The organism is Desulforamulus reducens MI-1 (assembly GCF_000016165.1).
GTDB classification, from domain to species: Bacteria; Bacillota; Desulfotomaculia; order Desulfotomaculales; family Desulfotomaculaceae; genus Desulfotomaculum; species Desulfotomaculum reducens.
In genome coordinates, this window is record NC_009253.1 from 1,987,468 (window position 1) to 2,013,432 (window position 25,965).

The 25,965-nt window shown below is 38.7% G+C and carries 23 protein-coding genes and 1 pseudogene; 19 read left to right on the top strand and 5 right to left on the bottom strand.

Going from position 1 to position 25,965, the window contains the following annotated elements; all coding sequences use genetic code 11:
* Positions 1-221 precede the first annotated feature (221 nt).
* Both DRED_RS09710 and DRED_RS09715 read left to right on the top strand, forming a co-directional pair.
* Positions 222-2,141 carry an ABC-F family ATP-binding cassette domain-containing protein gene (locus DRED_RS09710; protein ID WP_011878151.1) on the top strand — a complete coding sequence of 640 codons (1,920 nt, stop codon included), beginning with the start codon at positions 222-224 and terminating at the stop codon, positions 2,139-2,141.
* A 184-nt stretch (positions 2,142-2,325) separates the two neighbouring features.
* Positions 2,326-3,801 carry an aminotransferase class I/II-fold pyridoxal phosphate-dependent enzyme gene (locus DRED_RS09715; protein ID WP_011878152.1) on the top strand — a complete coding sequence of 492 codons (1,476 nt, stop codon included), beginning with the start codon at positions 2,326-2,328 and terminating at the stop codon, positions 3,799-3,801.
* A gap of 11 nt (positions 3,802-3,812) precedes the next feature.
* Here DRED_RS09715 and DRED_RS18730 read toward each other — a convergent pair whose 3' ends face one another.
* Positions 3,813-4,013, bottom strand: coding sequence for a hypothetical protein (locus DRED_RS18730; protein ID WP_198006881.1), 201 nt, complete (start codon positions 4,011-4,013; stop codon positions 3,813-3,815).
* A gap of 153 nt (positions 4,014-4,166) precedes the next feature.
* Here DRED_RS18730 and DRED_RS09720 point away from each other — a divergent pair, with 153 nt between their 5' ends.
* The 9 genes from DRED_RS09720 (at position 4,167) to DRED_RS09755 (ending at position 14,226) form a co-directional block, all read left to right on the top strand.
* Positions 4,167-5,846: a ribonuclease J gene (locus DRED_RS09720; RefSeq protein ID WP_011878153.1), complete on the top strand. Its 1,680-nt coding sequence runs from the start codon at positions 4,167-4,169 to the stop codon at positions 5,844-5,846.
* A 289-nt stretch (positions 5,847-6,135) separates the two neighbouring features.
* The gene (locus DRED_RS09725) at positions 6,136-7,911 is read left to right on the top strand and encodes a DUF262 domain-containing protein (protein WP_011878154.1); all 1,776 of its coding nucleotides are present in this window, start codon (positions 6,136-6,138) and stop codon (positions 7,909-7,911) included.
* A 17-nt stretch (positions 7,912-7,928) separates the two neighbouring features.
* Positions 7,929-8,810 (top strand): site-2 protease family protein, encoded by an 882-nt coding sequence (locus DRED_RS09730; RefSeq protein WP_011878155.1) that lies wholly within the window; start codon positions 7,929-7,931, stop codon positions 8,808-8,810.
* A 50-nt stretch (positions 8,811-8,860) separates the two neighbouring features.
* Complete coding sequence (locus DRED_RS09735; protein ID WP_011878156.1) at positions 8,861-9,334, top strand: HD domain-containing protein; 474 nt, start codon at positions 8,861-8,863, stop codon at positions 9,332-9,334.
* Positions 9,335-9,726: 392 nt separating this feature from the next.
* Positions 9,727-10,578, top strand: coding sequence for a tyrosine-type recombinase/integrase (locus tag DRED_RS09740; protein ID WP_011878157.1), 852 nt, complete (start codon positions 9,727-9,729; stop codon positions 10,576-10,578).
* A 15-nt stretch (positions 10,579-10,593) separates the two neighbouring features.
* On the top strand, positions 10,594-12,432 hold the full coding sequence (locus DRED_RS19315) for a DUF4158 domain-containing protein (protein WP_011878158.1): 1,839 nt from the start codon (positions 10,594-10,596) through the stop codon (positions 12,430-12,432).
* 2 nt (positions 12,433-12,434) lie between these two features.
* Complete coding sequence (locus DRED_RS19320) at positions 12,435-13,562, top strand: transposase (protein WP_238442622.1); 1,128 nt, start codon at positions 12,435-12,437, stop codon at positions 13,560-13,562.
* 29 nt (positions 13,563-13,591) lie between these two features.
* On the top strand, positions 13,592-13,855 hold the full coding sequence (locus DRED_RS09750) for a hypothetical protein (protein WP_041274566.1): 264 nt from the start codon (positions 13,592-13,594) through the stop codon (positions 13,853-13,855).
* Entirely contained in the window at positions 13,852-14,226 is a 375-nt protein-coding gene (locus DRED_RS09755; RefSeq protein ID WP_011878160.1) for a retropepsin-like aspartic protease, read from the top strand. Before DRED_RS09750 ends, DRED_RS09755 begins: the two co-directional genes overlap by 4 nt.
* Positions 14,227-14,749: 523 nt before the next feature.
* Here the strand turns inward: DRED_RS09755 and DRED_RS09760 are convergent.
* Positions 14,750-15,961 (bottom strand): IS256 family transposase, encoded by a 1,212-nt coding sequence (locus DRED_RS09760; protein WP_011878161.1) that lies wholly within the window; start codon positions 15,959-15,961, stop codon positions 14,750-14,752.
* A 482-nt stretch (positions 15,962-16,443) separates the two neighbouring features.
* Between DRED_RS09760 and DRED_RS09765 the strand changes: the two genes are divergently transcribed.
* A complete protein-coding gene (locus DRED_RS09765; protein ID WP_011878162.1) occupies positions 16,444-17,088 on the top strand; it encodes a hypothetical protein in 645 nt (214 codons plus the stop codon).
* Positions 17,089-17,625: 537 nt separating this feature from the next.
* Positions 17,626-18,909: an IS110 family RNA-guided transposase gene (locus DRED_RS09775; protein ID WP_011878163.1), complete on the top strand. Its 1,284-nt coding sequence runs from the start codon at positions 17,626-17,628 to the stop codon at positions 18,907-18,909.
* Positions 18,910-18,923: 14 nt separating this feature from the next.
* On the opposite strand, the gene DRED_RS18735 is transcribed toward DRED_RS09775, so the two are convergent.
* Complete coding sequence (locus tag DRED_RS18735; protein WP_156779636.1) at positions 18,924-19,067, bottom strand: hypothetical protein; 144 nt, start codon at positions 19,065-19,067, stop codon at positions 18,924-18,926.
* A gap of 233 nt (positions 19,068-19,300) precedes the next feature.
* On the opposite strand from DRED_RS18735, the gene DRED_RS09780 reads away from it, so the two are divergent.
* A complete protein-coding gene (locus DRED_RS09780; RefSeq protein WP_041274568.1) occupies positions 19,301-19,735 on the top strand; it encodes a hypothetical protein in 435 nt (144 codons plus the stop codon).
* Here DRED_RS09780 and DRED_RS09785 read toward each other — a convergent pair.
* Positions 19,722-20,453: a DUF4367 domain-containing protein gene (locus DRED_RS09785; RefSeq protein ID WP_011878164.1), complete on the bottom strand. Its 732-nt coding sequence runs from the start codon at positions 20,451-20,453 to the stop codon at positions 19,722-19,724. The genes DRED_RS09780 and DRED_RS09785 overlap by 14 nt on opposite strands.
* On the bottom strand, positions 20,446-20,982 hold the full coding sequence (locus tag DRED_RS09790; RefSeq protein ID WP_011878165.1) for an RNA polymerase sigma factor: 537 nt from the start codon (positions 20,980-20,982) through the stop codon (positions 20,446-20,448). Before DRED_RS09790 ends, DRED_RS09785 begins: the two co-directional genes overlap by 8 nt.
* A 573-nt stretch (positions 20,983-21,555) precedes the next feature.
* Here DRED_RS09790 and DRED_RS17930 point away from each other — a divergent pair.
* The 5 genes and pseudogenes from DRED_RS17930 to DRED_RS18280 all read left to right on the top strand — a co-directional run.
* On the top strand, positions 21,556-22,215 hold the full coding sequence (locus DRED_RS17930) for a GDYXXLXY domain-containing protein (protein WP_011878166.1): 660 nt from the start codon (positions 21,556-21,558) through the stop codon (positions 22,213-22,215).
* A 34-nt stretch (positions 22,216-22,249) separates the two neighbouring features.
* Complete coding sequence (locus DRED_RS09800) at positions 22,250-24,166, top strand: aldehyde ferredoxin oxidoreductase family protein (protein WP_156779637.1); 1,917 nt, start codon at positions 22,250-22,252, stop codon at positions 24,164-24,166.
* 3 nt (positions 24,167-24,169) lie between these two features.
* Positions 24,170-24,649, top strand: a complete 480-nt coding sequence (locus tag DRED_RS09805; protein WP_011878168.1) for a 4Fe-4S dicluster domain-containing protein — start codon at positions 24,170-24,172, stop codon at positions 24,647-24,649.
* 148 nt (positions 24,650-24,797) lie between these two features.
* Positions 24,798-25,430 (top strand): regulatory protein RecX, encoded by a 633-nt coding sequence (locus DRED_RS09810; RefSeq protein ID WP_011878169.1) that lies wholly within the window; start codon positions 24,798-24,800, stop codon positions 25,428-25,430.
* A 235-nt stretch (positions 25,431-25,665) separates the two neighbouring features.
* Positions 25,666-25,949, top strand: a pseudogene (locus tag DRED_RS18280) (2-isopropylmalate synthase); the annotation flags it as partial.
* Positions 25,950-25,965 lie beyond the last annotated feature (16 nt).

The following is a 25,965-nucleotide window of genomic DNA, read 5'->3' on the forward strand; positions in this document are numbered from 1 at the left end:
TAATGTTTTAAAATTCACCGCTGATGTCAAAGGTTTAAAACAAACTTAAATTACTCGCTAGTTAACATAATTATGTTATCTGTTAACTGAACAATTTTGCTGTTAAGCAAATACTGAATGTTCATTGGTTAAAGAGGAATTCAGGAATAGACACACACAAATTGACTGTGCTACATTAATAAAGAAGAAATTTAAATGATTTGGGAGAAAAAGAGAAGAGTATGAATTTACTAACAGTTGAAGAGCTATCAAAAAGCTTTGGCATAAAAAATATTTTTGATAAAGTTTCCTTTGGTATTGCAGACGGCGAAAAGATTGGTCTGGTTGGCATAAATGGTACCGGAAAATCTACTCTCCTAAAGGTGTTGGCCGGCAAAGAGACGGCCGACCATGGGAAAATCACCATGGTCAATAACCTGCAGGTAGAATACTTGCCCCAGAACCCCCTTTTTGATGAAAAGGCAACGGTAATTCAACAGGTCTTTAAAGGTGATTCTCCAGTTATGCATTTATTGCTTGAGTACAAAAAATCTATTGACCTATTAAATAGCAACCCCGGTGATCAAGAGTTGCAAAAACAGATGCTTCAGTTGGGACAGCAGATGGACTCAATGGATGCTTGGCAATTGGAAAGTGAGGCCAAAACCGTCCTCACTAAATTGGGAATCAGTAATTTTAATAGCCCCGTTGCTGCTCTCTCCGGCGGTCAAAGAAAAAGGGTGTCTTTGGCCAGTGCCTTAATCAATCCTGCGAATTTATTAATTTTAGATGAACCCACAAACCATATAGACAACGAAACCATAGCCTGGTTGGAACAGTACTTACAAAAACGCAAAGGTGCTCTTCTGATGATTACCCACGACCGTTATTTCCTAGACCGAGTGGTTGATACAATTTGGGAGTTGGATAATGCACAACTTTACCAATATAAAGGGAACTATAGCACCTTTCTCCAGTTAAAAGCAGCAAGGGAGGAGCAACAAGAATCCTCCGAGAAAAAAAGGCAAAATATACTGCGCAAGGAGCTGGCCTGGATCCAACGGGGAGCAAAGGCCCGTTCCACCAAACAAAAGGCTAGGATTAATCGTTTTGAATTGCTTAAGGAATCAAATCCTGAGCTTAGTCAAAGTAAGCTGGAGATTTCTGTGGAAGCCAGCCGGTTAGGAAAAAAAGTAATTGAATTAAAGCATATTAGCAAAAAATTTGATCATATCGAAATCCTTCGTGATTTTAACTATATTTTTGCCAAAAATGACCGTGTGGGGATTGTTGGCCCAAACGGTAGCGGCAAGACAACCCTGCTAAACATCATCGCGAGAAGACTAACACCGGATAGCGGAAAGGTGGAACAGGGAACAACCGTAAAAATTGGCTACTTTTCCCAAGACAACGCCCAGTTAAATGAGGGAATTAGGGTTATTGATTACATTAAGGAAGTGGCAGAGTATCTGCCAACTTCTGATGGTGGCATGATTAGTGCTTCCCAGATGTTGGATCGATTTTTATTCCCCCCAAAGGTCCAATGGACAACCATTTCTAAACTATCCGGCGGAGAAAAAAGAAGATTGTATTTATTAAGAATTTTAATGGAATGTCCCAATGTGTTGCTTTTTGATGAACCAACCAACGATCTGGACATTCAGACCTTAACGATTTTAGAAGATTATTTAGATGATTTTAACGGTACTTTAATGGTAGTTTCCCATGACCGCTACTTTCTAGATAGAACAGTCGAAAAAATACTAGCTTTTTCAGATAATGGTGAGATAATCGACTTTGTGGGAAACTATTCGGAATACCAGAAATTTATACAAAACAAACGCCAGGAACAAGAAAGAACAAATGACAAGCCTGAGAAAAAAAATAAGCAACAATCCGTAGAAAAGAAAAAAGAAAAATCTCTTAAATTTACTTACAAAGAGCAGAAAGAATTCGAACAGATTGAAGATGTTATAGCTGAGGTAGAAGGAGAATTGGAAGTTGTTCAACAAAAAATAAACGAAGCTGGCAGTGATTATGAAGCATTGCAAAAATTACTGACCTCCCAGCAAGGGTTGGAGAACCGTTTAGAAGAGTTAATGAACCGCTGGACTTATTTAAATGAATTGGCTGAAGAAATAGAGAAAAAGAATAAACGTTAAAGGACGTGTATTTCTTTATAAATGTAGCAACAAAGAGGCCATTCCGAATTGACAAAAGGGTCTCTTTCTTTGTTATCAACTTTTTCAGGACACATTTTGTGTTGCACATTTTCCCATATCGGGTTAAAATCTTCTGGTGTCATAATACTTTTTACAGTTCAAGAATACGGGGGGATATAAGGAGATGATAAGTTCCCAAAAAACTCCTATCATTGATGCCTTAAAAAAATATGCCAATGATAGGACAATTCGATTTCATATGCCCGGTCATAAGGGAAGCCAAGCTACACACAACAAAGCTGTCTCTTTCTTAGGTAGTCAAGCCTTTTTAGCTGATGTAACAAATGTACCCGGTATGGATGATTTACACCAACCCCACGGGGTTATTCAGGAGGCGCAAACTTTGGCTTCCGAAACCTTTGGTGCTGACCAAACTTACTTTCTAATAAACGGCAGTTCCTGTGGTCTTCAGGCCGTGGTCATGGCAACTTGTAATCCCGGCGAAAAAATCTTGGTACCTAGGAACATCCATCGGTCGATTCTGAGCGGGATTATTCTTAGTGGTGCTATTCCTGTCTTTTTCCTGCCAGAATATGATCATGAGTACGGGATTCCTCTGGGAACATCCCCAGAGTGCATTGAAAACTGTCTAAAAATGCACCCAGATGCTAGGGCAGTATTACTGGTATACCCTACTTATCAGGGCATCGTGTCAGATATTGAGAAAATTGCCCGGATTGTTCATCAATATGATATCCCCTTACTAGTGGATGAGGCCCACGGACCTCACTTTCTTTTTCATGACGATATGCCTAAAACCGCATTGGAAGCTGGTGCCGATGCTTCGGTTCAGGGCACCCATAAAATATTAACCTCCTTTACCCAAGCTTCCATGCTTCATATTAAAGGAAATCGCGTTAACAGACAAAGGTTAGAAGGTACCTTGAAGATTTTACAAAGCACCAGTACATCCTACCTTCTACTGGCCTCTTTGGATGGGGCGAGGTCCCAGATGGACTGTCAAGGAAGGGAATTGGTACAAGAGGCACTAGAAACCTCTGCTTTTTTAAGAAAGGAAATTAAAAAACTACCAGGATACCAAGTTCTTGGCAAGGAACTGATTGGCAGGCCTGGTGTCTTTGGAATAGATCCGACAAAAATCAACATATGCGTCAACAAACTTCTGGTCAGTGGTCTTTGGGCAGAACAATGGCTAAGACAAAAATATCATATTCAGGTAGAGATGGCGGATATTTTCAACGTACTTCTACTTGTCACCTCTGGCAATTCACAGAGTGATGCGGAATACCTTTTGCGAGCCCTTAAGGAACTGTCTGAGTACCTTCATGCAAATAAGGAGTTAACGAAAGATTTCTCTACCATTAAAGGTATAAACCCACTGCCATCTATTCCCGAACTTGCTATGTCACCTAGGGATGCCTTCTTAACTTCTTCTACACCTGTTTCGCTGGAGAATGCCCTGGGTCATATCAGTGCTGAGGTTATAACCTGTTATCCGCCAGGTATTCCAGTAATTTGTCCCGGGGAGAGATTTACATCAGAAATTATTCATTATCTCCAGGCAATGAAGGAGATGAATATACATTTCCAAGGTAGCTACGATGCTGACTTAAAGACTGTATTAGTAATAAAGGACTAATTTTAATAATTTTAACTAAACCACTCAATAGCAGGCACTGAAGTTCCTGCTATTTTTATCATTTTATTTGAGATTAAGAGTTTAATTGACTTGAAAAAATAGAGAGTGTATCCAGAATTTTTAGTTGTTAAAGCAAGGCCAGCACGGGTTCGATTCCCATCACCCGCTCCACCAATAAATAGCAAAATTAGAAATACTGTTACTGTAACCATAAAAAATCCGTTCAGGATATTTTATGGTTTTATTATTTGTTTGCAAAATCTTGGTATAAATTGCCTTTTAGAACACTTTTAAGTATAATTGAAAGGTCTTATGTAAGCAGTTGCTTTCTTACTTAATAATAGATTTCAACAGGAGGTGTCATGTTGGCAAAACAACCTGCATTAGCAGTTATTCCTTTAGGTGGGCTAGGGGAAATTGGCAAAAATATGACTGCAGTGAGGTATGGTGAACATATTATACTGATTGATTGTGGACTGGCCTTTCCAGAAGAAGAAATGATGGGCATTGACATTGTTCTGCCGGACTATACCTATCTGCTGGATAACAAAGAAAAGATATTGGCTGTACTCTTGACCCACGGCCACGAAGACCATATTGGTGGTTTACCTTATTTTTTAAAACAAATAAATGTACCAGTATATGGCTCGCGTTTGGCTCTGGGATTGGTGGATCGAAAACTAAAGGAACATCGGATAGAACGGCAATCGGATTTAAGACCCATTATACCTCGGGATATGATAGAGATTGGACCCTTTACAGTTGAGTTTATCCGAGTCTCCCACAGTATTCCGGATGCTATGGCCTTAGCTATTCATAGCCCAGTGGGCACCTTAGTCCACACTGGTGATTTTAAGGTAGACCATACTCCGGTAGATGGGGATGTCATAGACTTACATAAATTTGCTTCCTTGGGTGAGCGTGGTGTACTGGTGTTAATGTCCGATAGTACCAATGTGGAGCGGCCTGGTTATACCCTATCCGAACGATTAGTTGGCAAATCCTTTGACGAGTACTTTCTGGAGGCCAAAGAGCGAGTTATTATTGCTTCCTTTGCCTCCAACATCCACAGGCTGCAACAGGCTATTCTAACTGCCCATAAATACGGAAGACGGGTGGCCGTGGCGGGGCGCAGCATGGTAAATGTCCTATCGGTTGCCAACGAGTTGGGCTACCTTCATATCCCAAAGGATATTCTTATAGAACTTGATGAAGTCAACAAGTTGCCCAAAAACGAAGTGGTCATTCTTACTACTGGAAGTCAAGGGGAGCCAATGTCTGCCTTAACCCGAATGGCCTTTGGAGAACATCGCCAGGTAGAGGTACTGCCAGGGGATACGGTGATAATTTCGGCCACGCCCATTCCTGGCAACGAAAAATTAGTTTCCCGTATTATTAATCAGCTTTTTAAACTGGGATGTTCAGTAGTTTACGAAGGTAGTTCCGATATCCATGTCTCCGGTCACCCTAGCCAGGAAGAATTAAAGCTTATGCTAAATCTGCTTCGGCCCAAATATTTTATCCCGGTACACGGAGAATATCGCATGCTGAAAAAGCATGCTGAGCTGGCCCAAGATTTAGGGATTCCCGGCGAAAACATCTTCGTGGGAGAAATTGGTCAGGTTTTTGAGTTTACCCGCCGTTATGGCCGATTGGCTGGTCGTGTTCACGCCGGCAGGGTTCTGGTGGATGGGTTAGGTGTGGGTGACGTAGGCAACATTGTTCTGCGAGATCGACGGGACATGGCCCAGGAAGGGATTTTAATCGTGGTGGTCACCATGGACAAACATACCCACCAGGTACTGGCAGGGCCCGATGTAGTATCCCGGGGCTTTGTTTATGTCAGAGAGTCGGAAGCCTTAATGGAGGAAGCTCGGAAGAAAGTGAATGTTGCCCTAGAAAAGTGTATCAATCAAGGACATTGTGGCTGGTCCTATATTAAACAAGAAATCAAAGGTGCTCTGGGAAAGTTTTTATACGAAAAAACCCGTCGCAGGCCAATGATCTTGCCAATTATTATGGAAGTTGATAAAACAACAACCTAGTTTATGTAGCAAGAACCGCCCCAACTATCAGGGCGGTTCTTTGTATAATACAGAAATTCATAGCGATTCTGGAACAGAGGTGTAAAATACACGCAGATAATGTCTTATAGGTCAAAAGAATAGTTTATTTTAAATTGCCACTAGTTCATGACACCAAGAAAGGGACTAGAAAGTTGTTGGCGAATGAAGCAATAATGTGGCAAAATAAGGATGGGTAAGCCATACCAAACAGACAATACAAGTAATTTGGATTTTATAGCTATTTCAAATAGCGAAAGGGGACTCCAGCATGAACACTATTCAATCCGAAGACTTTTCTCTGAATAAATTACTTCAGGACTACTATATGGTTCCCAGCTATCAAAGGGAATACGTTTGGCAACCCAAACAGGTAAATCAACTGCTAGAAGATGTATTAGAAGCCAAGGGTGATTTCCCAAAATCCGAGGGGAATGAATACTTTATTGGAAGTATTGTGGTTTGCGAATCAAAACATGCTGATAAACAGAGTGTACTTGAGGTTATTGATGGCCAACAAAGGTTGACAACCATCATAATTATCCTTTGTGCAATAAGGGATCGTATCAAAGATATTAACCAAAACGCTGATGTCTCAGCCGTTAATAAATATATTATAAATTCAAATATTGATTTTTATGGTAACGCCGTTGAAACAATGAAACTTTCTCTTCAGTACGAAGAAAGCGAAGGTATCCTCGAAAAATTAGGCAAGGGTTTAAATGAAAGCAAAATACAAAGTACATCCAATTCTGTTAACAATATTATTAATGCTTATTTTTCTGCCAAGGAATTTTTAAGTCAAAATTTTTCCAGTGACGAAATGGGCGTAAGGGGTTATTTTGGCTACCTCATTAACAAAGTAAAAGTAATACGAGTTCAGACCCTAAGTGTTGCTCAGGCATTGAAAATTTTTGAAACCATTAACGATCGAGGCGTCGGTCTCAATTCCATGGACTTATTAAAGAACTTAATGTTTATGCATGTGAAAGCAGGCGAATTTGATAGACTAAAAGATAAGTGGAAAAGCATTGTTGTTGAGTTAGAACGCCAAAAAGAAAAACCTCTGCGATTTTTGAGATATTACATCATGGGTAATTTTGGTGTTGAAGAAATTACTGAAGATAGAATTTACGATTGGTTTATCCAAAATGAAGACAAATGCGGCTACAAAAAAGACCCCTTTACTTTTGTTAACCAGTTAACAGAAAATGTTAGGGCCTATGGACAATACATGGCTGGAAAAAACCCCGATGGAACACCCAATCGTTATCTGGATAATCTAAGATATTTTTGTGGCGCAGCCAGACAGCATTTAATTCTCTTATTAGCTGCTCGAAAACTGGAACCAGCATTATTGGAGAAACTTAGCCGTCAAATCGAAAACTTATTCTTTTGTTATATCATCACTCGGGAGCCTACCAAAACCTTTGAGAAGAAATTTGCTAGGTGGTCCTTGGATTTACTTAAAATCAAGACCGAAGTTGAGCTGGACGACTTCCTAAACAAATATATCGAAACGGAAAAGAAAAAAAAGAAGTCCAGTTTCGAACACGACCTTGGTGTTTTAACTCAATATGATATTCAGCAGTATCGGATCCGCTATATTCTGGCTAAACTTACCCAATCCTTGGACGAAAAAGCCTGGGGATCAAGTCCTGCATTAATTAGTCTGGATGCCTATCTCCATAAAGGTGTAGATATTGAACATATCTTGCCCCAAAACCCATCAGCAATGGTAAAATCATCCTTTGATCTACCCGATCAATACCAAAGTTATATCGGTCGGCTGGGTAATCTAACATTGCTGGAAAAATCCATTAATGCCTCTGTATCCAACGGTTTATATCAGGAAAAAAGAAAGTCCTATGAAAAGAGTCATTTTGTATTAACCCAAGCCATATCTAAAAAGCCCCAAATTGGTATTAACACTCAAATCAATCGAGCTGTTTGCATACTGCGCTCTTATGACCAATGGACTTCAAAAGATATTGAAGATCGCCAAAAATTACTGGTAGAATTGGCTTTGAATGCTTGGGATATGTAGTGATAGGAGATTTGCCAATGGACAACTATAAGAATGATGAAAACACCAATGAACTAACCACTAATGAACAAACCGCTCCTCACTGGGAAGAAGAAAGTATGCCAGAAACAGAAAAGAAAAAAAGTATTTTATCAAAGCTAGGTATTGTTGGCATTTTACTTGCTGCTTTAAAATTTGGCAAGCTGGCAACCCTAGGCAAGTTTCTCTTAGCTGCTTTAAAGGCATCAAAGTTTGCTGGTACAATAATTAGCATGGCTTTAACCATTGTGATTTACGCTCAAGTATATGGCTGGTTTTTTGCCATTGGTTTTGTGGCATCGATTTTTGTGCATGAAATGGGTCACTATATAACCAGCAAAAAAATTGGTATGAATGTAACAGCACCCATGTTCATACCGTTCATAGGTGCATTTATTGGCATGAAAGAAGCACCCCGGAGTGTTAAGGAAGAGGCCCTCTCAGCCCTGGGCGGGCCGTTAGCCGGGGCCTTTGCCACGCTGATTTGTCTGACCTTCTATTATTTAACTAAAACTCCCTATTGGGTAGGCTTGGCCTATGTAAGTGCCTTCCTAAACCTTTTTAACCTATTACCCTTTGGTCCTCTGGATGGCGGCAGAATTACAAAGGCGTTATCCCCGATGATTTGGGTCATAGGATTAGTCCTAACCATTGTTTTAATTATAAAATTAAAGTCGTTTATACTGGTTTTGGTTTTAATTGTAGGCATTGTTGAAGTGGTATCCATGATAAGAAATAAATCCGAAACTGCTAAATACCTTGAAGTTGATCCAGGGTTTCGTCTAAAGATAGGCCTTTCATATATGGGGTTATTAGTGATCTTAGCCATTTTTATGATGTATTCCTTTGATATTTCTCAAGAATTTATAAAATCCCATTAAGGGGTAGCTTTCATATCTACTCAGAGGATGGTAATAAGGAGGAGGTTTCTATGAATAGGGTTTTTCAAATACAGTGCACAATGTTAAAGAAAATTGCAGAATTTGAGGGTGACACAGCCCAAAGGGATCTGCCCTTGGACTGGGAAAGGATCCATCTGGTCAGTTGTGCAAAAATAGGTCAGATTCTTGCTATAAAACGTGGGGTTGATTTGGAGATGGCTGCCATAGCTTGTTCAATACACGACTATGGCCGCATTATAACAGGAAAACAAAATAACCATGCCGCTGCGGGTTATGAACCCTTAAAAGAATTTTTAGCGAAGTGTGGTTTTTTTACCCCGCACGAAATAGAAATACTGGCAGTGGCTGCAAAGAATCATAGCAGCAAAAAAGAAGTAGGAAGTCCTTTAGAAGAAATAGTAAAAGATGCCGACGTCCTGGACTGTTATCAATACAATATGCCCATAGAAAGAGAAGAGCAAAAGAAACGTCTGGAAAATATCCTCCAGGAAATTAAACTTTGATCGAAAAACTAACAAAGATATTTTTTCTACAGTTGGTTATGGTGACCAACTGTTTTATTTTCAAACCAAGGGGTACCGCCAAAAAATGTTGATTTCGTAGGGCTTCTCCTATATTTAATCCCGGTGAATCTTGAGATTTTAGATTATAAAAGGGGTACCGCCAACATTTCCGACAAAACCCACTCTAAGGAACCCACTTGAAAATAATCAATGATTATACCCACGCTAAGAATTGAGGAGTTATACAAAATAACTCCTCTTATTTTTGTATAAATTTTGTGCAACATAAAATAAATTATGTTGTGCTTAATCAATTAATTAGGTATTATTTTACTATCAAGTGCAACATAATTTACCAGACAATAAAGAGCTGAGAAAAAGGGTTGAAATGAATGTCAGGAATTGAAGAGTTCAAAAGTTATTTATTAAACCAGGATAAAAGCATAAATACTATAAAGTCTTATGTCAGCCATGTTGAAGACTATTCAAGGTGGTTTCAAGAAAGCTTTGGCATAAGCTTTACAAAACTATACCGTGAAAACATACTTGATTTTAAAAGCTATTTACTAAATATTAAAAATCTAAATGCAAAAAGCATTAACGCAAAACTTGCAGCTCTCATGAAATTAAATGAATTTATTTTAAGCAAAAATATACAAGAAGATATAGTTGTGTTTAAAACGGATTATATAAAAGTACAAACGGAATATGCCAGTCCAGCAATAATTACAAGGCAGGATGTAGAATCGTTTCGTCAAACGATACTTGAAAATGAAAGCAAAAGAGACTATGCCATAGTTACACTCCTTGCCTATTCCGGAATGCGTATCTCGGAGGCGGTAAATTTAAAGCTCTCCGATGTAAACCTTACGGCCAGAGAAATAGTAGTCCGTTACGGCAAAGGGAAAAAGCAGAGACTGGTTATTATTAATGACAAGGTAGTAAACGCTATAAAAACTTACTTAAGTGAACGGACAAAGTTGAGAAACAGAGACAGCGAATACCTTTTTGTAAGCAGGGAATCCTGCCGGATCAGCAGAACAAGGATAAACCATATATTTAACGGTTACAGCGATAAAATTACACCGCATATGTTACGACACTTCTTCTGTTCTTATGCTCTTGAAAAAGGCTGGTCGGTGCATGAAGTTGCAGGACAGGCCGGTCATGCGAATATTCATACCACGCTAATTTACACCAACCCATCTATGGAAGAAATGAAAAGAAAATCAAACTTACTGTAAAGGGTTTGAAGAAAATTGGCTTCTCCAGAAATATTATTAACTGAAGAACAAAGGCTTGAGTTCACACAAATATCACCGGATATAAGCGAGTGGGAAATAGCAAAGTATTATACCTTTACGGATTATGATTTGGAAATCATTAACCGGCACCGTAGAGACTATAATAGGCTCGGCTTTGCTGTACAATTGGCACATTTACGTTATCCCGGCTGGACCTTTAGCAATAATGGGGAAATTCCTAGTAGAGTTTTGTCCTATATTTCAGAACAGGTAATTGTTGATCCAAAAGCACTCCAATTATATGCCCAGAGGGAAAACACCAGGCTTGAGTACCTTCAGGAAATTCGTGAAATTTATAAATACCGAAACTTCTCCGAAAATGAGCTTGAATATGTTAAGCAACTTTTGCTTGTTAGTGCTATGGAAAACGACAATGCTATATATTTAGTGCGAATAGCTGTAGAAGAACTAAGTAAGAAAAAAATTATTCTTCCTGGAATAACAACTCTTGAAAAGATAACTATTGAAGCAAGAACCGAAGCATACAATAGGGTTATCAAAATAGTGAATGAATCAATTACTCCTGAACAAAAAACAAAACTGGACGAATTTATTGAATCCCCATTTGAGAATAATAAAACCGTTCTGGCATGGCTCAAAGAAGACCCACACTACCCATCACCAAAGGAATTTATAAAAGTTGTTGACCGCCTTAATAAAATAAGGGAACTTAATCTTAATATCAATATTGCAGAAATACACCCCAACAGGGTGCGTCAGCTTTCAAGACTTGGCTCAAAATATGAACCTCATTCCTTCCGACGTTTCGATGAGGACAAGAGGTACGCTATGTTGGCCCTGTACATTTATGACCTTTCCCAAACCTTGGTGGACCGGGCTATTGAAATCAATGATAGACTAATAAATGAATTTCTGTCAAAGGGACGTAAGAAGCAAGAGGAAATACAAAAGCAAAATGGAAAAGCCTTGAATGAAAAGGTCGTTCACTATGTAAATTTGGTAAAGGCATTAGTAAAAGCCCGAACCGAAGGGCTAGACCCCTACAAGACTATCGAGTCATATGTAATGCCATGGAATAAACTTTTGACATCAGGTGAAGAAGCAGATAAATTAGCAAGGCCCATTGATTATGATTATCTTGACTTGTTAGATAATAGATATAATTACCTCCGTAAGTATACACCGAAATTACTGGAATTTATTGAATTCGGCTCTAGTAATAGTTCACTCAAATCTTTAATTGAAGCCATAAACACTATTAATAAAATGAACCAGAATAATAAAAAAAGTGTTCCTGATGACGCTCCATTTTCCTTTATCCCAAACCGTTGGAATAAAAACGTTTTCGAAAAGGATGGCTCAATTAACCGCCATTATTATGAAATGGCTGCACTAACAGAGTTAAGAAACCGTATACGTTCAGGAGATGTATCAGTAGTAGGAAGCCGTAATTATAAAGATTTTGATGACTATTTAATACCAAAAAGCGAATGGGAGGCTACAAAGCTTACCGAATCGAAACTGGCAGTCAACTTGTCTGTTGACGAGTATATGAAGGAACGGGTTGAGAGCTTAATTAGGAGACTGGATTGGGTATCAAAGAATGTTGGAAAGTTATCTGGTGTAAGACTGGAAAATGGAAATATTCATGTTGATAAACTTGAAAAAGATGTCCCTGATGAGGCGAATGAATTAAGCAGAGAGCTTTATGGCCTCCTTCCTAGAATTAAGCTGCCCGAACTGTTAATCGAAGTATCAAACTGGACAGGCTTTGACAGACATTTTATTCATGCCTCAACGAGAAACCCACCAAAGAACGAAGAAAAACCATAGTGATGGCTACCTTAATGGCCATGGGAACCAACATAGGGCTAGTAAAAATGGCCGACTCAACACCTGGTATAACATATCGGCAGATGGCTAATGCCGCACAATGGCGAATGTATGACGATGCGTTGAAAAAGGTCCAGGCAGTTTTAGTAAATTATCAGCACAAACTTTTGCTTGCGTCATACTGGGGGGATGGCACAACATCTTCATCAGACGGAATGCGTGTCCAGGTAGGAGTATCTTCTATGCACGCAGAACACAATCCTCATTATGGTTCAGGCAAAGGCACCACAATGTACCGGTTTGTTTCAGACCAGTTTTCTTCGTACTATGACAAAGTAATTAATACAAATGACAGGGATGCAATCCATATAGTTGATGGTTTACTTGGACATGAAACGGAACTTAGCATAGAGCAGCATTCTACTGATACCGCCGGATATACAGATTTGGTATTTGGTTTGACTCATTTGCTAGGTTTTCGGTTTGCACCTAGGATAAGGGATTTATCTGATCTAAAACTGTACGCACTTACAAAGCTCTGCGATTATCCAAAGCTTGAAGACGTCTTACAGGGCCGTATAAGTATTAAAAAAATAAAAGAAAACTATGATGATGTTTTACGATTAGCCCATTCCATACAAAAAGGTAAAGTAACCGCATCATTAATTATGAGCAAGCTCGGTTCCTATGCCAGGCAAAATGCACTGGCAACAGCCCTCCGGGAAATGGGCCGTATTGAAAAAACCATCTTTATTCTTGATTATATTTCCAGTGAAGATATGCGTCGTAAAATACACCGCATATTGAACAAAGGGGAATTGATGAATTCTCTGGCCAGGGCTGTATTTTTTGCAAAGCGTGGAGAAATGCGGGAACGAGACCTGCAGGACCAACTTCAACGGACAAGTGCGTTAAGTATAATAATGAACTCTGTAAGTGTCTGGAATACTACATACCTTGAAAAAGCTATAGAATACCTGAAATCCAAAAAGCAATTTGATGATAGTCTTTTAAGGCATATATCTCCATTGGGATGGGAACACATTAATTTTATAGGGGATTATTACTTCAATGCTAAGAATGTACCTGAGCAAAACACATTAAGACCACTTAATGTAAATCCTAATTAGTAATTAACCTTGAGGGGAGGGGCTTTACAATGTTATGGAAAGAGGTAAAAAACATATATCCTAATCAATGGGTGATTATTGAAGCTATTGAAGCTCATACAGAAGAGAATAAAAGGATCGTAGATCAAATAACAGTAGTAGACAATTTCCAGGACGATAATAACAAGGCTTTACTGAAATATTTACAATTGCACCGAAAGCATAGGGAAAGAGAACTATACGTTGTCCATACTTCACGTCCCGAATTAGATATTATCGAACAAAAATGGATTGGGGTGCGGGCCGACGTATGAATTTAAAACTAAAATACGGGCTGCCTTTCACTACTGTTGTACTGACTCACAAAGGAAAATCGCTTAGTTTTGATAATTTCTTGATAGATACTGGCTCTGCATCTACGATCATTGCTGCTGAAATTGCTGTGGAATTAGGTTTGGGTCCAGAACCATTGGATGTTATCAGAAAAATTCGCGGTGTTGGTGGAACAGAATATGTATATGAGAAGCATATAAGTAAAATCCAGTTAGGTACTAAAAAACTGACCCAATTTAAAATACAAATTGGTGACATGGACTATGGATTTGAGATTGACGGAATACTGGGAATGGATTATTTAATGAAATCTAAAGTTGTTATAGATTTGGAAAACATGATACTTGTGTAAGCTACGCTTATTAAGCCAATCGTTAATCAATTTCTAATTGCTGTGGGCCTGAGCGCAAATGGTGTTGTTTGATGCAAAAGCAGCCCACAGCCAAACACCGGGGAGTGAGGGCAGAATCTATATTTCTGCTACGTATGGCTAATTTTTGTAGGAGTAAAACATAGGTGGCCCATCTGGAGGCCAGTCGGGATATCTTAAAATACTAATAAGACGTTTATCATTGGATTAAGTGAGGACCCAAATGATCTAAGTAATAATGCTGGATTTACAATAACTGGGGAGTGTAAATAATTCTGTGTAAATGGCTTTTTATTAAATTGTTTGCCTAGGATTATTTTTCCAGTAAATGGTGATAATATTCATGGCTCTTGCCTAACTGGAGGATAGGGCACTGCTGGAGAGCAACCTGAGCGCCAATTAGGTTTCTGCCGAGAGTAGGGGTAACTTTAGGGTTGCCCCTTTAATATTTACCCTACTCTTGGGAGAACTAAAGCGGTAAACTCTGGGGCGAAGCCCCAATTTATTATCCAACGTCTCTTTGGTCAAGGCGATCACCAAAAAATATCAAAAACTGGGATATGCATTCTCGCCATTCCCTTAAAGGCATGGTCCATTTCTTAGATGCATCAAGTGTGGCGAGATAGAGCATTTTTACTAATGCCTCATCCGAAGGATAGGCTGTTTTTGTTTTAGTTACTTTCCTTAGTTGCCGGTGGTAACCTTCAATAACATTAGTTGTATATATCATTCTACGTATTCCCCGGGGATACTGAAAATACGTGGTTAACTCAACCCAATTGTTTTCCCAAGATTTAATTACTACGGGATATTTACTACCCCACTTTTCTTTGAACTCCTCAAAGGCAAACTCTGCCTCTTCTATGGTTAATGCCTGATAAACTTTCTTTAAATCTTTCATTAGCTCCTTTCGATACTTGTAAGGTACATATTTAAGGGAATTGCGTATTTGATGTATCACACAGAGTTGAATTTGTGTTTTTGGGAAAGCAGTATTGATAGCCTCAGAAAAGCCGGAAAGCCCGTCTTTACAAGCAATAAGAATATCTTCTACACCACGGCTTTTAAGGTCGTTGCACACACCCAGCCAGAACTTAGAACTCTCATGTTCACCGACCCAAATGCCCAATATTTCCTTATGTCCATCCATAGTGATGCCTAAAACACTATAGGCAGCTTTATTAATTATCCTGTTGTCCTGGCGCACCTTGAAGTGAATAGCATCTAAGAACACGATTGGATATACCCTATCTAAGGGTCTAGACTGCCACTCTATTACCATTGGCATGATTTTGTCGGTAATTCTGCTAACCATAGTTGGTGAAACATCGATACCATAAATATCACGCATATGGTCTTCAATATCCCTAGTAGACATCCCTTTGCCATACATTGCGATAACCTGATCTTCCAACTGATTGGAGGTTGTTTGGTATTTCTTTAGAATTTGAGGTTCAAACTCCCCGTTACGATCCCGGGGAATCTCAAGTTCTGTTTTACCGAACGTAGTCTTAACATTCTTTTTACTGTAACCATTACGATTATTACCACTGTTTATACCAGCAGTATCATGCTTTTCATAACCCAGATGTTCGTCCATCTCCGCTTCAAATACTTCTTGTAGTGTGTCCTTAAATAGGTCCCTAAGTTTCTCCTGAACATCTTCAACTGTACGACAACCTTTTGCTAGTTCCTTAATAAAAGACGAGTTTTGCATAAATGATAACCTCCCTTAGTGGTAAGTATTACCATTTACACAAAACTCGTTACGTTCTCAATAACTGTTTTAAATAAGAATAAGATTAAACTAGATGAACCTATGAAAATACTAGGGTCTTCTTTTTAACTATTTCAACCATTCGTAAGATTACATTTCCATGAATCTTCTTTAAGTAATCCTCTCTCAACTCAACTTATTATTGTTTATTGAAATAATGTAAAACCATGTCAAATAATGTTATTATTTTGCGATATTTTTATGAAACCAATAATCCTCCTTTTGTATCTTAGATATAGCAGTTAATTTTTTAACTGCGGAAGGAGGTAATGTTCTATGAGTAGATGCAATTAAGTAAGTGGTTTGAATAGGTACCTATGGAAAGCCTGCCAGCCAATCCAAGTAAACCTATTAAACCACTTATAGTTTTATTCCCTATTTTTTGGTTCCACTTTATTAAATTCAGGAGGAGAGAGTAGATAATGTTAAACAAAAAGATAATAAGTATTTTTATTATGCTACTAATATGTTCCCTGTCATTTGGTAGTATGGCTTTTGCTGCTGAAGATCAAGGTATAGTCACTGACAATCAAACTCAAGTTGACAAGGTAAAGGCAGAGAAGTATAAGGAAATTTCTAAAAAATATAAATTAGAACGTGTACAAAAAGCCCCTGACAAAGTAATTCCTGTTAAAGTAAATAGCCCAGAAGAGTTAGAATCACTTCTTCAATCTGCAAGTAAGATTAAGATTGAAAGGGTACCTGTTTCTAATAACGAAAGTACAGTTTCTGGGACCCAAAGCATAGTATCACCAAGTTCCACATATACAACATATACCACTGATTCCTACAAAGTTGGTATTGCTGGTTATGTATATTTAAAAGCAAGAGTTGAAAAAGGTACTAGCACTATCTTAAGTGTTTCTCCTTACACTAGTTTCACTGGTTTTACTTGGGGATTTGATTGGGATGAATACAACATCGGCTCATCTATCGTATCCGGTGGTAAGGATTTTGAGTCTTGGGCTTCTGGTGGCTTAGAATATTACTTACTAGTTGATAATGATCTAATGAGGTACTATATTCAAGAAATAGACTTAGAAGGTTATACAACAGTATTCCATTAAAATTAATGTATGAGCTGCAAGTGAAAAACTTGTAGCTCATTTGTATTAAAATATTCTGGGATTCCGTTTTATAATGTAAAATATAGGAATATAATAAATTTTATAGGTGGTGAAATCATGGGATTTAATATTACTTTATTAGCTCAGCTACTTAATTTTGTAGTTCTGTTTTTGGTTATATACCTTATATATAAATTGTTTAGATACTGGATCAATAACATTAATTGTGCTAATAATCAAAGAAAAGAAATCATTAAAAAACTTGACGATATAACGGAAAGCAATAATAGGATATTAGAGTTGCTTAAAAATAATGATAATAACATCAAAAGCTAAGGTATATTTGTTGAAAATAATAAAAATTTCTGAAACCAAAAAGCTACCTTCTTAATCTAGATACTGATAAAAAAATTAAGGAGCATTCCTGTAAGGAAATAAAATGGTCTTTGTAAAAGAAAAGCACCTCCTGTAATATACTGGGTGTCGAGCTATCTAGGCGACCGACCCCTAATTTAATCACACAGGAGGTACTTCAAAATGAATTATAAACAAAAACAAAGAATTGAGCAACTCACTGAATCAACTTTAATTATTGGAGCCGATATTGCCAAATCTAAACACGTGGCACGTGCCCAGGATTTTAGGGGTATCGAGTTGGGGAAACGCTTGGTCTTTGACAACACTAGGGCGGGCTTAACCAAGCTGATGCATTGGATTAGAACCTTGATGGTAGAGCACGGTAAGGATCATGCTCTGGTAGGTATCGAACCCACAGGACACTACTGGTTACCAATGGCTGAGTTTTTGCGCAAAGAAGGTGTACCAGTTGTAGTTGTAAATCCGTTGCATGTTAAGAGAAGCAAGGAATTAGATGATAACTCGCCCACAAAGAACGACATCAAAGATGCAAGGGTAATTGCCCAATTAGTAAAAGATGGCCGTTACTCAGAACCCAACTTACCCACAGGTGTCTATGCGGAACTGCGGGTGGGAATGGTTCAAAGGGACCGTCTTAATCAAGACCTTAACCGAGTAAAAGGTAGAATCCACAACTGGCTTGACCGGTACTTCCCCGAGTACACAAGTGTTTTCAAAGATTGGGAAGGCAAAGCATCCTTGATGATATTAAATACTTGTCCACTCCCCCGGGAAGTCATCAAAACAGGCACAGAGGCAATTGTAACCCTGTGGAAAACTGAGATTAAACGGGCAGTTGGTATAAAAAGAGCTAACAAACTAATGCAGGTTGCTAGAGAATCCATCGGACTATCCACAGGGATAGAGTTTGCCCGTCATGAAATAAGGATGCTACTTGAACAATATGACATCCTGTGCAAACAGATGGAAATCCTGATGGAAGCAGTTCAAGAGTTACTGCAACAAATACCTGGAAGCACAGAAATGATGACCATTCCAGGAGTCGGTTTGGTTACAGTAGCCGGATTTCTTGCAGAAGTAGGCGACTTAAAAGGATATGAACATGGGCAACAAATCATAAAGTTGGCGGGCCTAAACCTAAAAGAGAACAGTTCTGGTAAACACAAGGGACAATCACGAATCAGTAAACGGGGGCGCCCCCGGCTGCGGGCCTTGTTATTTAAGACTGTGTTAGTCATGGTTGCAAAAAACCGAGAGTTTAAGGCCATCCACCAATATTTAATAACAAGGCATGGAAATCCCTTAAAGAAAAAGCAATCCATAGTTGCCCTCTGTGGAAAATTGATTCGTATTTTGTTCACCATAGGCAGTAAACAAACTCCATATGACGCGGAGCAAGTATTAGGCGTTGTTCGCCAAGTTCAATTACAGGAAGCTGCTTAAGAGGCTTTTAAATACTAACACTTATTCACAATGAATTGAACAGACAGACGAAGCACGGAGAAGCCGGGAACTAAATTTTCCATACGGGCATGACCCAGCAAAGGAGCAACCCTGGCCTCCACCCCTTGAGAGGTAGAACGAAGGAATGTAAGGGCCAATTATTGGACCCCATGAGACGTGGGAGGTAAACCACAAGGGTATATGTGGAGATCCAATGTGCAGCCATAATCTGTAAAATTAGGCGTAGCCTTTGATTGGCTACACCCCCACCAACCATATAATGTAATTTATTTAAAATTATTCCTTTGAACCTTGTTTGTATGTGCTTGAAATTGTAAGAATGAGTGAGTAAATGAAAGAAAAATTTATTTTATTGAGGGAGGTGGTTTTTATGTTCAAAAGAATCAAATCGTTTGCAATTCTACTGGTAGGGTTAATGATCCTTTCAATAGGACAACCCGTAATGGCTAATGAGGGCGGGAGTAATATAGGGGTTGTAAACCCAATGGCTTATCAATACCTATTTGACTGTTCCTCTCTGTACACATTAAATGGTACTAGCATCGGTGTTTCAGGCACCACTCAGACCTATACCAATGTAAGTAAAATTACCACTACAGTCTATCTAGAGAAGAAGACTTCTAGTGGGTGGTCTGTAGTAAAGAGTTGGACAAGTAGTACAAATAGTTCCTCTTACTCAAGCACCAGCGGTAGCTATATAGGAATACCTGGTACAACATATAGGGTAAGATCTTTACACATAGCAAGCAACGGCGGTTTAACTGAAACTAATTCTTCTTACACCAGTTCCTTTACTGTAGATTAACCCTTCTTAAAGAAGTGGCCAGAATAAATAGGTTTTCTTGGTTTAATGGGCCTGTTATGGTAACAAAAACATCTCTGTCAACCCAGCATAGCTGTTTTTTACCATCCTTAAAAGTTAATAAATTTGCATTCTGTCCCTTGACATTAACTTTTTCTAATACTGCATCCTCTGTATCGTAGGATGTTGCCTGATTAAAGTCACCAATTATATTAATCTCGCTGATATTTACCAGCTCAGAATTTGTGGTTTTTAAAAATAACATAACTTTAGTAGAATCCCCGACCTTTTGAGTCATGGCTTTTTCAAGATTATACTGGCCAGTAAGGTCTGCTGGTAGCAAAACTTCATAGGGTACTTCTTTTAAGGCTTGGGCAACCTCTGGTTTCAGAGAGTTCTCCAAGTCTTTTTCTTTTTCCTGTGTACTAAAGGATATCTGGGCAGTCTGTACTTTGCCGGCAACAAAAGATTTGATAGTCTCTAAAAACTTTAAATTTAATGCGGTTCCTTCTTTTGGCAGGAAACAAAGTCCAGCTACCAGAAGAAAAACTAATGAACAAGCTATACCTGTCCATTTAGAGGTGAATTTAGGCTTAGAGTTATACTTATTGTTAAACTTTTCCCAGGCTAAATCCATATCCACGTCAGTTTCTTTTTGGGCTCGTTCCTTAAGAGATTTTTTAATTAGTTCATCAATGGAAGTATATTTATGTTCACTCAACCTTCAACCCACCTTCCGAGGTACCTATTACGTACCCTTCTTTAACTAAATGGTTTTTGATAAGAATCCTAGCTCTATATAATAGTGTTTTAACCGTTCCCTCTGGTTTTTGAATCAAAATAGAGATATCCTTTACCTTCATTTCCTGATAGTAATAAAGATGAATTATCTGTTTCATAACGGGGTCTAGAGTATCTATTGCTTTATTTACCGCAGAAATAGTATCCTTCGAACTTACCACATATTCCGGAGACTTTTCTATAGAGTCAACAATTGGGCCAATTAGCTCTATACTAACCACTTTTTTATATTTATTTAATATACTATTTACATTATTTATTGTGATTTTCTTTATCCACGCCTCAATTTTTTCTGGATCTCTTAGTTGGTCTATGTTTTGAATTGCCTTATAGATTGCTTCTTGTGCCGCCTCCTCAGAAATTGCGGCATCACCACAATAAAAATAAGCGGCTTGGAAGGCAGGCTCATAATACAATTCAAAAATTAATTTACTAAATTCCTTATTCACCTTTTTTTATTGCCTAAAATCTTATTAAATATTGACATAATAGCCCCCTGAGAGGTTTTGGTAAATTTATCTAATATTTTTACAATAATACTATTAGATTCCTCTTGTAAGCTTCCTTTTTTAAAAGGGGTAACACCAGCGTCGTGTCAGTGTTACCACCCACGCAGAATGGCGGAAAAGGAATTAATGCCAATGGCATGGGGGGAAAAATCATATGATATGCAGGAAAAATGAATGTTTTAACGTGGGTTAAATCAATACTATTTTACCAGTTATAACCTTAGCGTGGATTTTGTCGGAAATGTTGGCGGTACCCCTAAATGAAAACCGTTATATTTATTAAACCTATGGGGACTGCCTTTCAAATTTTAAAATTTTTATTATATTTTTACATATGACATTAAACGACAATAAATCTAAAGGGAAATCCAACAATTATTAGAATTTTTTAAATATTAAATTTAAAAACGGTATGATAGAGGCTATATTTTTTCTTGTTTTTTACTAATTTGTCAGGATAATTATACTATAATAAAATGACCAAGTTACGTTTTAGAAAAGGGGAGTTAGCTCTTGAAAAGGTATCTAACGAAGCAACAACTGAAGTTTCTCGACCAGGAGCTACAGTACCACCAAAAGTCAGGGCTTATTTCTGAAGCCCAAAGACTGGATATACTATCAGTCTATGAACCACAGCAACAATTAAGCTTTGTCCGCATCATCCTAACCATCGGGGCCCTTCTGGTGGGTCTTGGGATATTATCCTTTATTGCTTCAAACTGGGCAGAATTAGGTAAATTAACTAAGTTTTCCATGATCTTAACAATTTTTCTGGGTCCCTATGATCCCCGTGACTTACTACGGGGCGACCATGTCATATTGAAATATCAAATTTCAGAAATACCGGTATCCATGCTGCCATCTGAGCTAAGGGAAACCGAGAGAGATTCCTTCGAGGAAGTCTATGTGTTACTGAAAAAAAACGGAAACCATTATGATTTTAATAATGTAAAACTATATAAGCCAGATACCGGGTACTATCTCAAGGGCAAACTGCAGTATTTCAGTAAAAACCAAAGGGATCAAGAAGTTGCCCATATCGACTACAGTTTAGATAAATTCTTCGTGCCCGAAAATACCGGGATGGAATTGGAGGATAAATCCCACCGAGGGGAGTTAACTGCCAGAGTGAAGATTTTAAATGGTTATGCATATTTGATAAATGTTGAATAAAAGGCATCTTTGTAAATGAAAGGAGTTGAAGGGATTGCAGGGATATGCCGGTAGCATGTTGGAGATTGATCTTTCATCGGGCAATATAAAGACAAGAAAGGTTACCTCTGATTTTGCCAAGAGTTATATTGGGGGTATTGGCTTTAATGCCAAAATACTTTACGATGAATTGCCACCCGGAATTGACCCATTTAGTGAGGAAAACATCTTGGCCTTTGGTGTAGGTACTTTAGTGGGTTCTCCTTTCCCAACCAGTGCAAGAACGGAAGCTTCCGCCAAATCTCCTTTAACAAACCGGTTTGGCACCTCCAATTCAGGAGCCTTTTTCGGTATGCAATTAAAATGTGCCGGATTCGATGCCCTGATCATTAAGGGCAAGGCTAAAAAGCCTGTTTATGTTCTTATTGACAATGATAGAGTTGACATTTATGATGCTACCCCTTTATGGGGCAAAGAAACCTGGGATGCTATTGATAGTCTAAAATCCCAACACCAAGGTGTTGAAATAGCTATAATTGGACCAGCCGGAGAGGATTTAGTACGGTTTGCCAATATTGAAAACGGGTATTATAACGGCTGGGGAAGAACCGGCTTAGGAGCTGTTATGGGCTCAAAGCAACTCAAAGCAATAGCTGTAAGAGGAACGAAAGGAATATTAACTAACAATCCTAAAGCCCTTTTAGCAACCACCCTGGAAGCCCAGAATTTGATCAAGTCAGCGTCTTCCTATGGTGCATTCTGCCATTATGGCAGTATGTTGGCAACTATCCCCTACGGAAACTTCAAGGCCCTATCGGCTCATAATTTCAGCAAAGGAACCCTGCCAAATTGGAATGAGCGTTTTGGTAGACAAGTTGTTGATGAATACAGCAGCAGACATATAGGCTGTCAATCCTGTATCATTGCCTGCGCGCACTGGGTTGAAATTAAAGAAGGTAAATACAAGGGCACGGAACTTAAGGATATGGAGATAAGTCCCACAGTTGCCTTTGGTGGAAATGTCGGTCTTAGTCTAGAGGCAACGGTGGTGGCCAGTAAATTATGCCGCCAGAACGGTTTAGATATGCTCAGCACTGGCGGGGTTATTGCCTTTGCCATAGAACTCTTCCAAAAGGGAATCATAACCAGAGAAGACTTGGGCTACGATCTTTCCTTTGGAGATGATGAGGCAGCATTTCGGTTATTAAATGACATCGTTAAGAGGAACGGTGTTGGTAACATCCTAGCAGAAGGCACAAAAAGAGCTGCCAGCCAACTTAAGGGTTCGGAGCAATGTGCTATCCATATAAAGGGCCTGGAAGTACCTATGATTGACCCTCGTAATAGGTGGTCCACCTGGACCCTGGGATTGTTAACCAATATTAGGGGTGGAGATCATCTACGTTGTAGAAACCCCGTGGAAAATTTACGTTTCAATGAAAATAAACACGATTATATAAAAGAGCGCTTTGGCCACAAAGGGCCTATGTACGATCAATTAGATATGCCAGAAGATCTAAAAAAGGATATTATCGACCTTGATGGTGACCTCGTAGATATCGCCAAGATGTCTAAATGGGCAGAAGATCTAATAAATCTTTACAATGCCATAGGCATTTGTATTAGGCCACCGGTTTTAGAGAAGATTGGCCCCACCATCCTGTCAGAAGCCTATACGGTTCATACCGGCATTAAAATAACACCAGAAGATTTGATAAAGAGCGCCGAAAGAAGCTGGAATTTAATAAAGCTTTTTAATATCCGAGAAGGTGAAGATATCAAAGAAACCAAATTTCCTAGGCGCTTCTTTGATGAAGAATTGTATGGTAAGGTTTTAGACGAAGAAAAAGTACAAAGGGTTTTAGAGAAATACTTTGTAGCCCGTGGCTGGGAACCATCCACCGGAAAGCCCACAAAGGAGAAGCTTCGCGAATTAGGGTTGGAAGAATTACTTTTTCAAGGGGGCGATTAAGAGATGGGTAAAGTCCTACTCGTTAATCATCTAAGATGTGTGGGTTGCGGCACTTGCGAAGTGGTTTGTTCCCTTGTCCACGAGGGAATCTGTTCACCTGTCTTATCCCGTATAAGAATTGTACGGCATGAGAAAAAAGGGTACCATATTCCTATAACCTGTGCTTCTTGTGAAAAAGCCCCATGTATAGAAGCCTGCCCCATGGAAGCTATTCAAAAGGATAAAGAAACCGGCGGGGTAATCCTCCATCAGGACCAATGTATTGGTTGCAAGCAATGTATTCAGTCATGTCCCTTTGGCCATATCAATTTTAACTTTGAAAAGGGTACTGCCTTTAAATGTGATCTCTGTCAAGGAGACCCTCAGTGTGTAAAATTTTGCTGGACGCAGGCAATCAGCTTTACCTCATTAGACGCTGCCATTGATGCAAAACGACAAACCTTTGCTGATCGAATTATGAAAGAGCTTAAGCAAGAAACCTAGGGTCAACACAAGTATTAACTGCCAACAACCAAATTTGTTGGCTTTTTTTATTAATAAAACCTTGCATACCACACATACGTTTGATATACTTCAAGCCAAACGTACGTGTGGTACAAAACAGTCAAAACAGCTAAAAAAGGATGTTAAAATGAGTATTGTTACAGCTCTAGAAGTGCAGAAAAAGAACAACCAAAGATATAGTCTCTTTCTTGATGGCAAATATGCCTTCGGTGTCCATGAGGACACTCTTATTCAATTTCAATTGTTTAATATCATTGGCAAAGAACTGCCTGACTATATTATTCAGCAAATTATCCGGGCAGAAAACAAACACCAGATCATCAGTTATGCGATATCACTTCTCTCCTACCGCGCCAGAAGTAGCCATGAGTTAAGAACCCGAATGAGGGATAAGGGATATCAAGTTGCTGTTGTTGAGGAAACCATCGAAACGTTACAAAGACTGGGATACATTGATGATATTGAATTTGCTAAGGTTTTTATAAATGATCGGCAACGATTAAAAAAGGTCGGCAAAAAATTAATTCGACAAGAACTTTGGCAAAAAGGTATATCCAAAGATATCATTAATGATCTTCTTGAACAAGCAACCGATGATGAGCAGGAATATCAAAGGGCTAAAACTCTCGCCATAAAGAAAATAACATCTTATAGAAAAGATGATGAACGGACTAAACAGAGAAAATTGTATAGCTATCTTATCAGAAAAGGATATTCATTTAGCATAGCATCTTCTGTTATTAAAGAACTTTTTTCTTGAAGAGGCCGGACTTTGCCAAACAAAATAAGTTGACAAATGGCTTGATAGTTAGTATTACATACCACAATATAAAAAAGTGATGATTGGAAATAGTAGAAGCCACAAAACTTTCAGAGAGCCGAAGGTTGGTGAGATTCGGTAGTTTTTAGGTTTTGAACTCGTCCATAAACTGCGGCCCGACAATATAGGGTGTGCCGGAGTTCCACCGTTATCAGGATAGATGTCCTTGCTACCGGATGTCCAGTACTCAACCGAAGATGCATCCAGAACAGATTTTGAATATTGTGGAATACCATTGAAGCAGTTGTAAAAGCAGGGGCGACCATCATTAACGTTCCTGATACGGTGGGGTATGCTGTACCAGAGGAGTTTGGAGAATTAATCAGAAATATCCATGATTGTCTTAAAAACTTAAATGATAAGGTATTATTAAGTGTTCACTGTCATAACGATCTGGGGTTAGCCACGGCCAATACTCTTATTGCGGTAAAGAACGGAGCCGATAAGGTGGAATGTACAGGAAGGGTGAATATAA

Bases quoted from the DNA above. Each gene is read 5' to 3' on its own strand.
- DRED_RS09710 (WP_011878151.1), top strand. From the start codon at position 222: ATGAATTTACTAACAGTTGAAGAGCTATCAAAAAGCTTTGGCATAAAA.
- DRED_RS09715 (WP_011878152.1), top strand. From the start codon at position 2,326: ATGATAAGTTCCCAAAAAACTCCTATCATTGATGCCTTAAAAAAATAT.
- DRED_RS18730 (WP_198006881.1), bottom strand. From the start codon at position 4,013: ATGGTTACAGTAACAGTATTTCTAATTTTGCTATTTATTGGTGGAGCG.
- DRED_RS09725 (WP_011878154.1), top strand. From the start codon at position 6,136: ATGAACACTATTCAATCCGAAGACTTTTCTCTGAATAAATTACTTCAG.
- DRED_RS09730 (WP_011878155.1), top strand. From the start codon at position 7,929: ATGGACAACTATAAGAATGATGAAAACACCAATGAACTAACCACTAAT.
- DRED_RS09735 (WP_011878156.1), top strand. From the start codon at position 8,861: ATGAATAGGGTTTTTCAAATACAGTGCACAATGTTAAAGAAAATTGCA.
- DRED_RS09740 (WP_011878157.1), top strand. From the start codon at position 9,727: ATGTCAGGAATTGAAGAGTTCAAAAGTTATTTATTAAACCAGGATAAA.
- DRED_RS19320 (WP_238442622.1), top strand. From the start codon at position 12,435: ATGGCTACCTTAATGGCCATGGGAACCAACATAGGGCTAGTAAAAATG.
- DRED_RS09750 (WP_041274566.1), top strand. From the start codon at position 13,592: ATGTTATGGAAAGAGGTAAAAAACATATATCCTAATCAATGGGTGATT.
- DRED_RS09755 (WP_011878160.1), top strand. From the start codon at position 13,852: ATGAATTTAAAACTAAAATACGGGCTGCCTTTCACTACTGTTGTACTG.
- DRED_RS09760 (WP_011878161.1), bottom strand. From the start codon at position 15,961: ATGCAAAACTCGTCTTTTATTAAGGAACTAGCAAAAGGTTGTCGTACA.
- DRED_RS09765 (WP_011878162.1), top strand. From the start codon at position 16,444: ATGTTAAACAAAAAGATAATAAGTATTTTTATTATGCTACTAATATGT.
- DRED_RS09775 (WP_011878163.1), top strand. From the start codon at position 17,626: ATGAATTATAAACAAAAACAAAGAATTGAGCAACTCACTGAATCAACT.
- DRED_RS09780 (WP_041274568.1), top strand. From the start codon at position 19,301: ATGTTCAAAAGAATCAAATCGTTTGCAATTCTACTGGTAGGGTTAATG.
- DRED_RS09805 (WP_011878168.1), top strand. From the start codon at position 24,170: ATGGGTAAAGTCCTACTCGTTAATCATCTAAGATGTGTGGGTTGCGGC.
- DRED_RS09810 (WP_011878169.1), top strand. From the start codon at position 24,798: ATGAGTATTGTTACAGCTCTAGAAGTGCAGAAAAAGAACAACCAAAGA.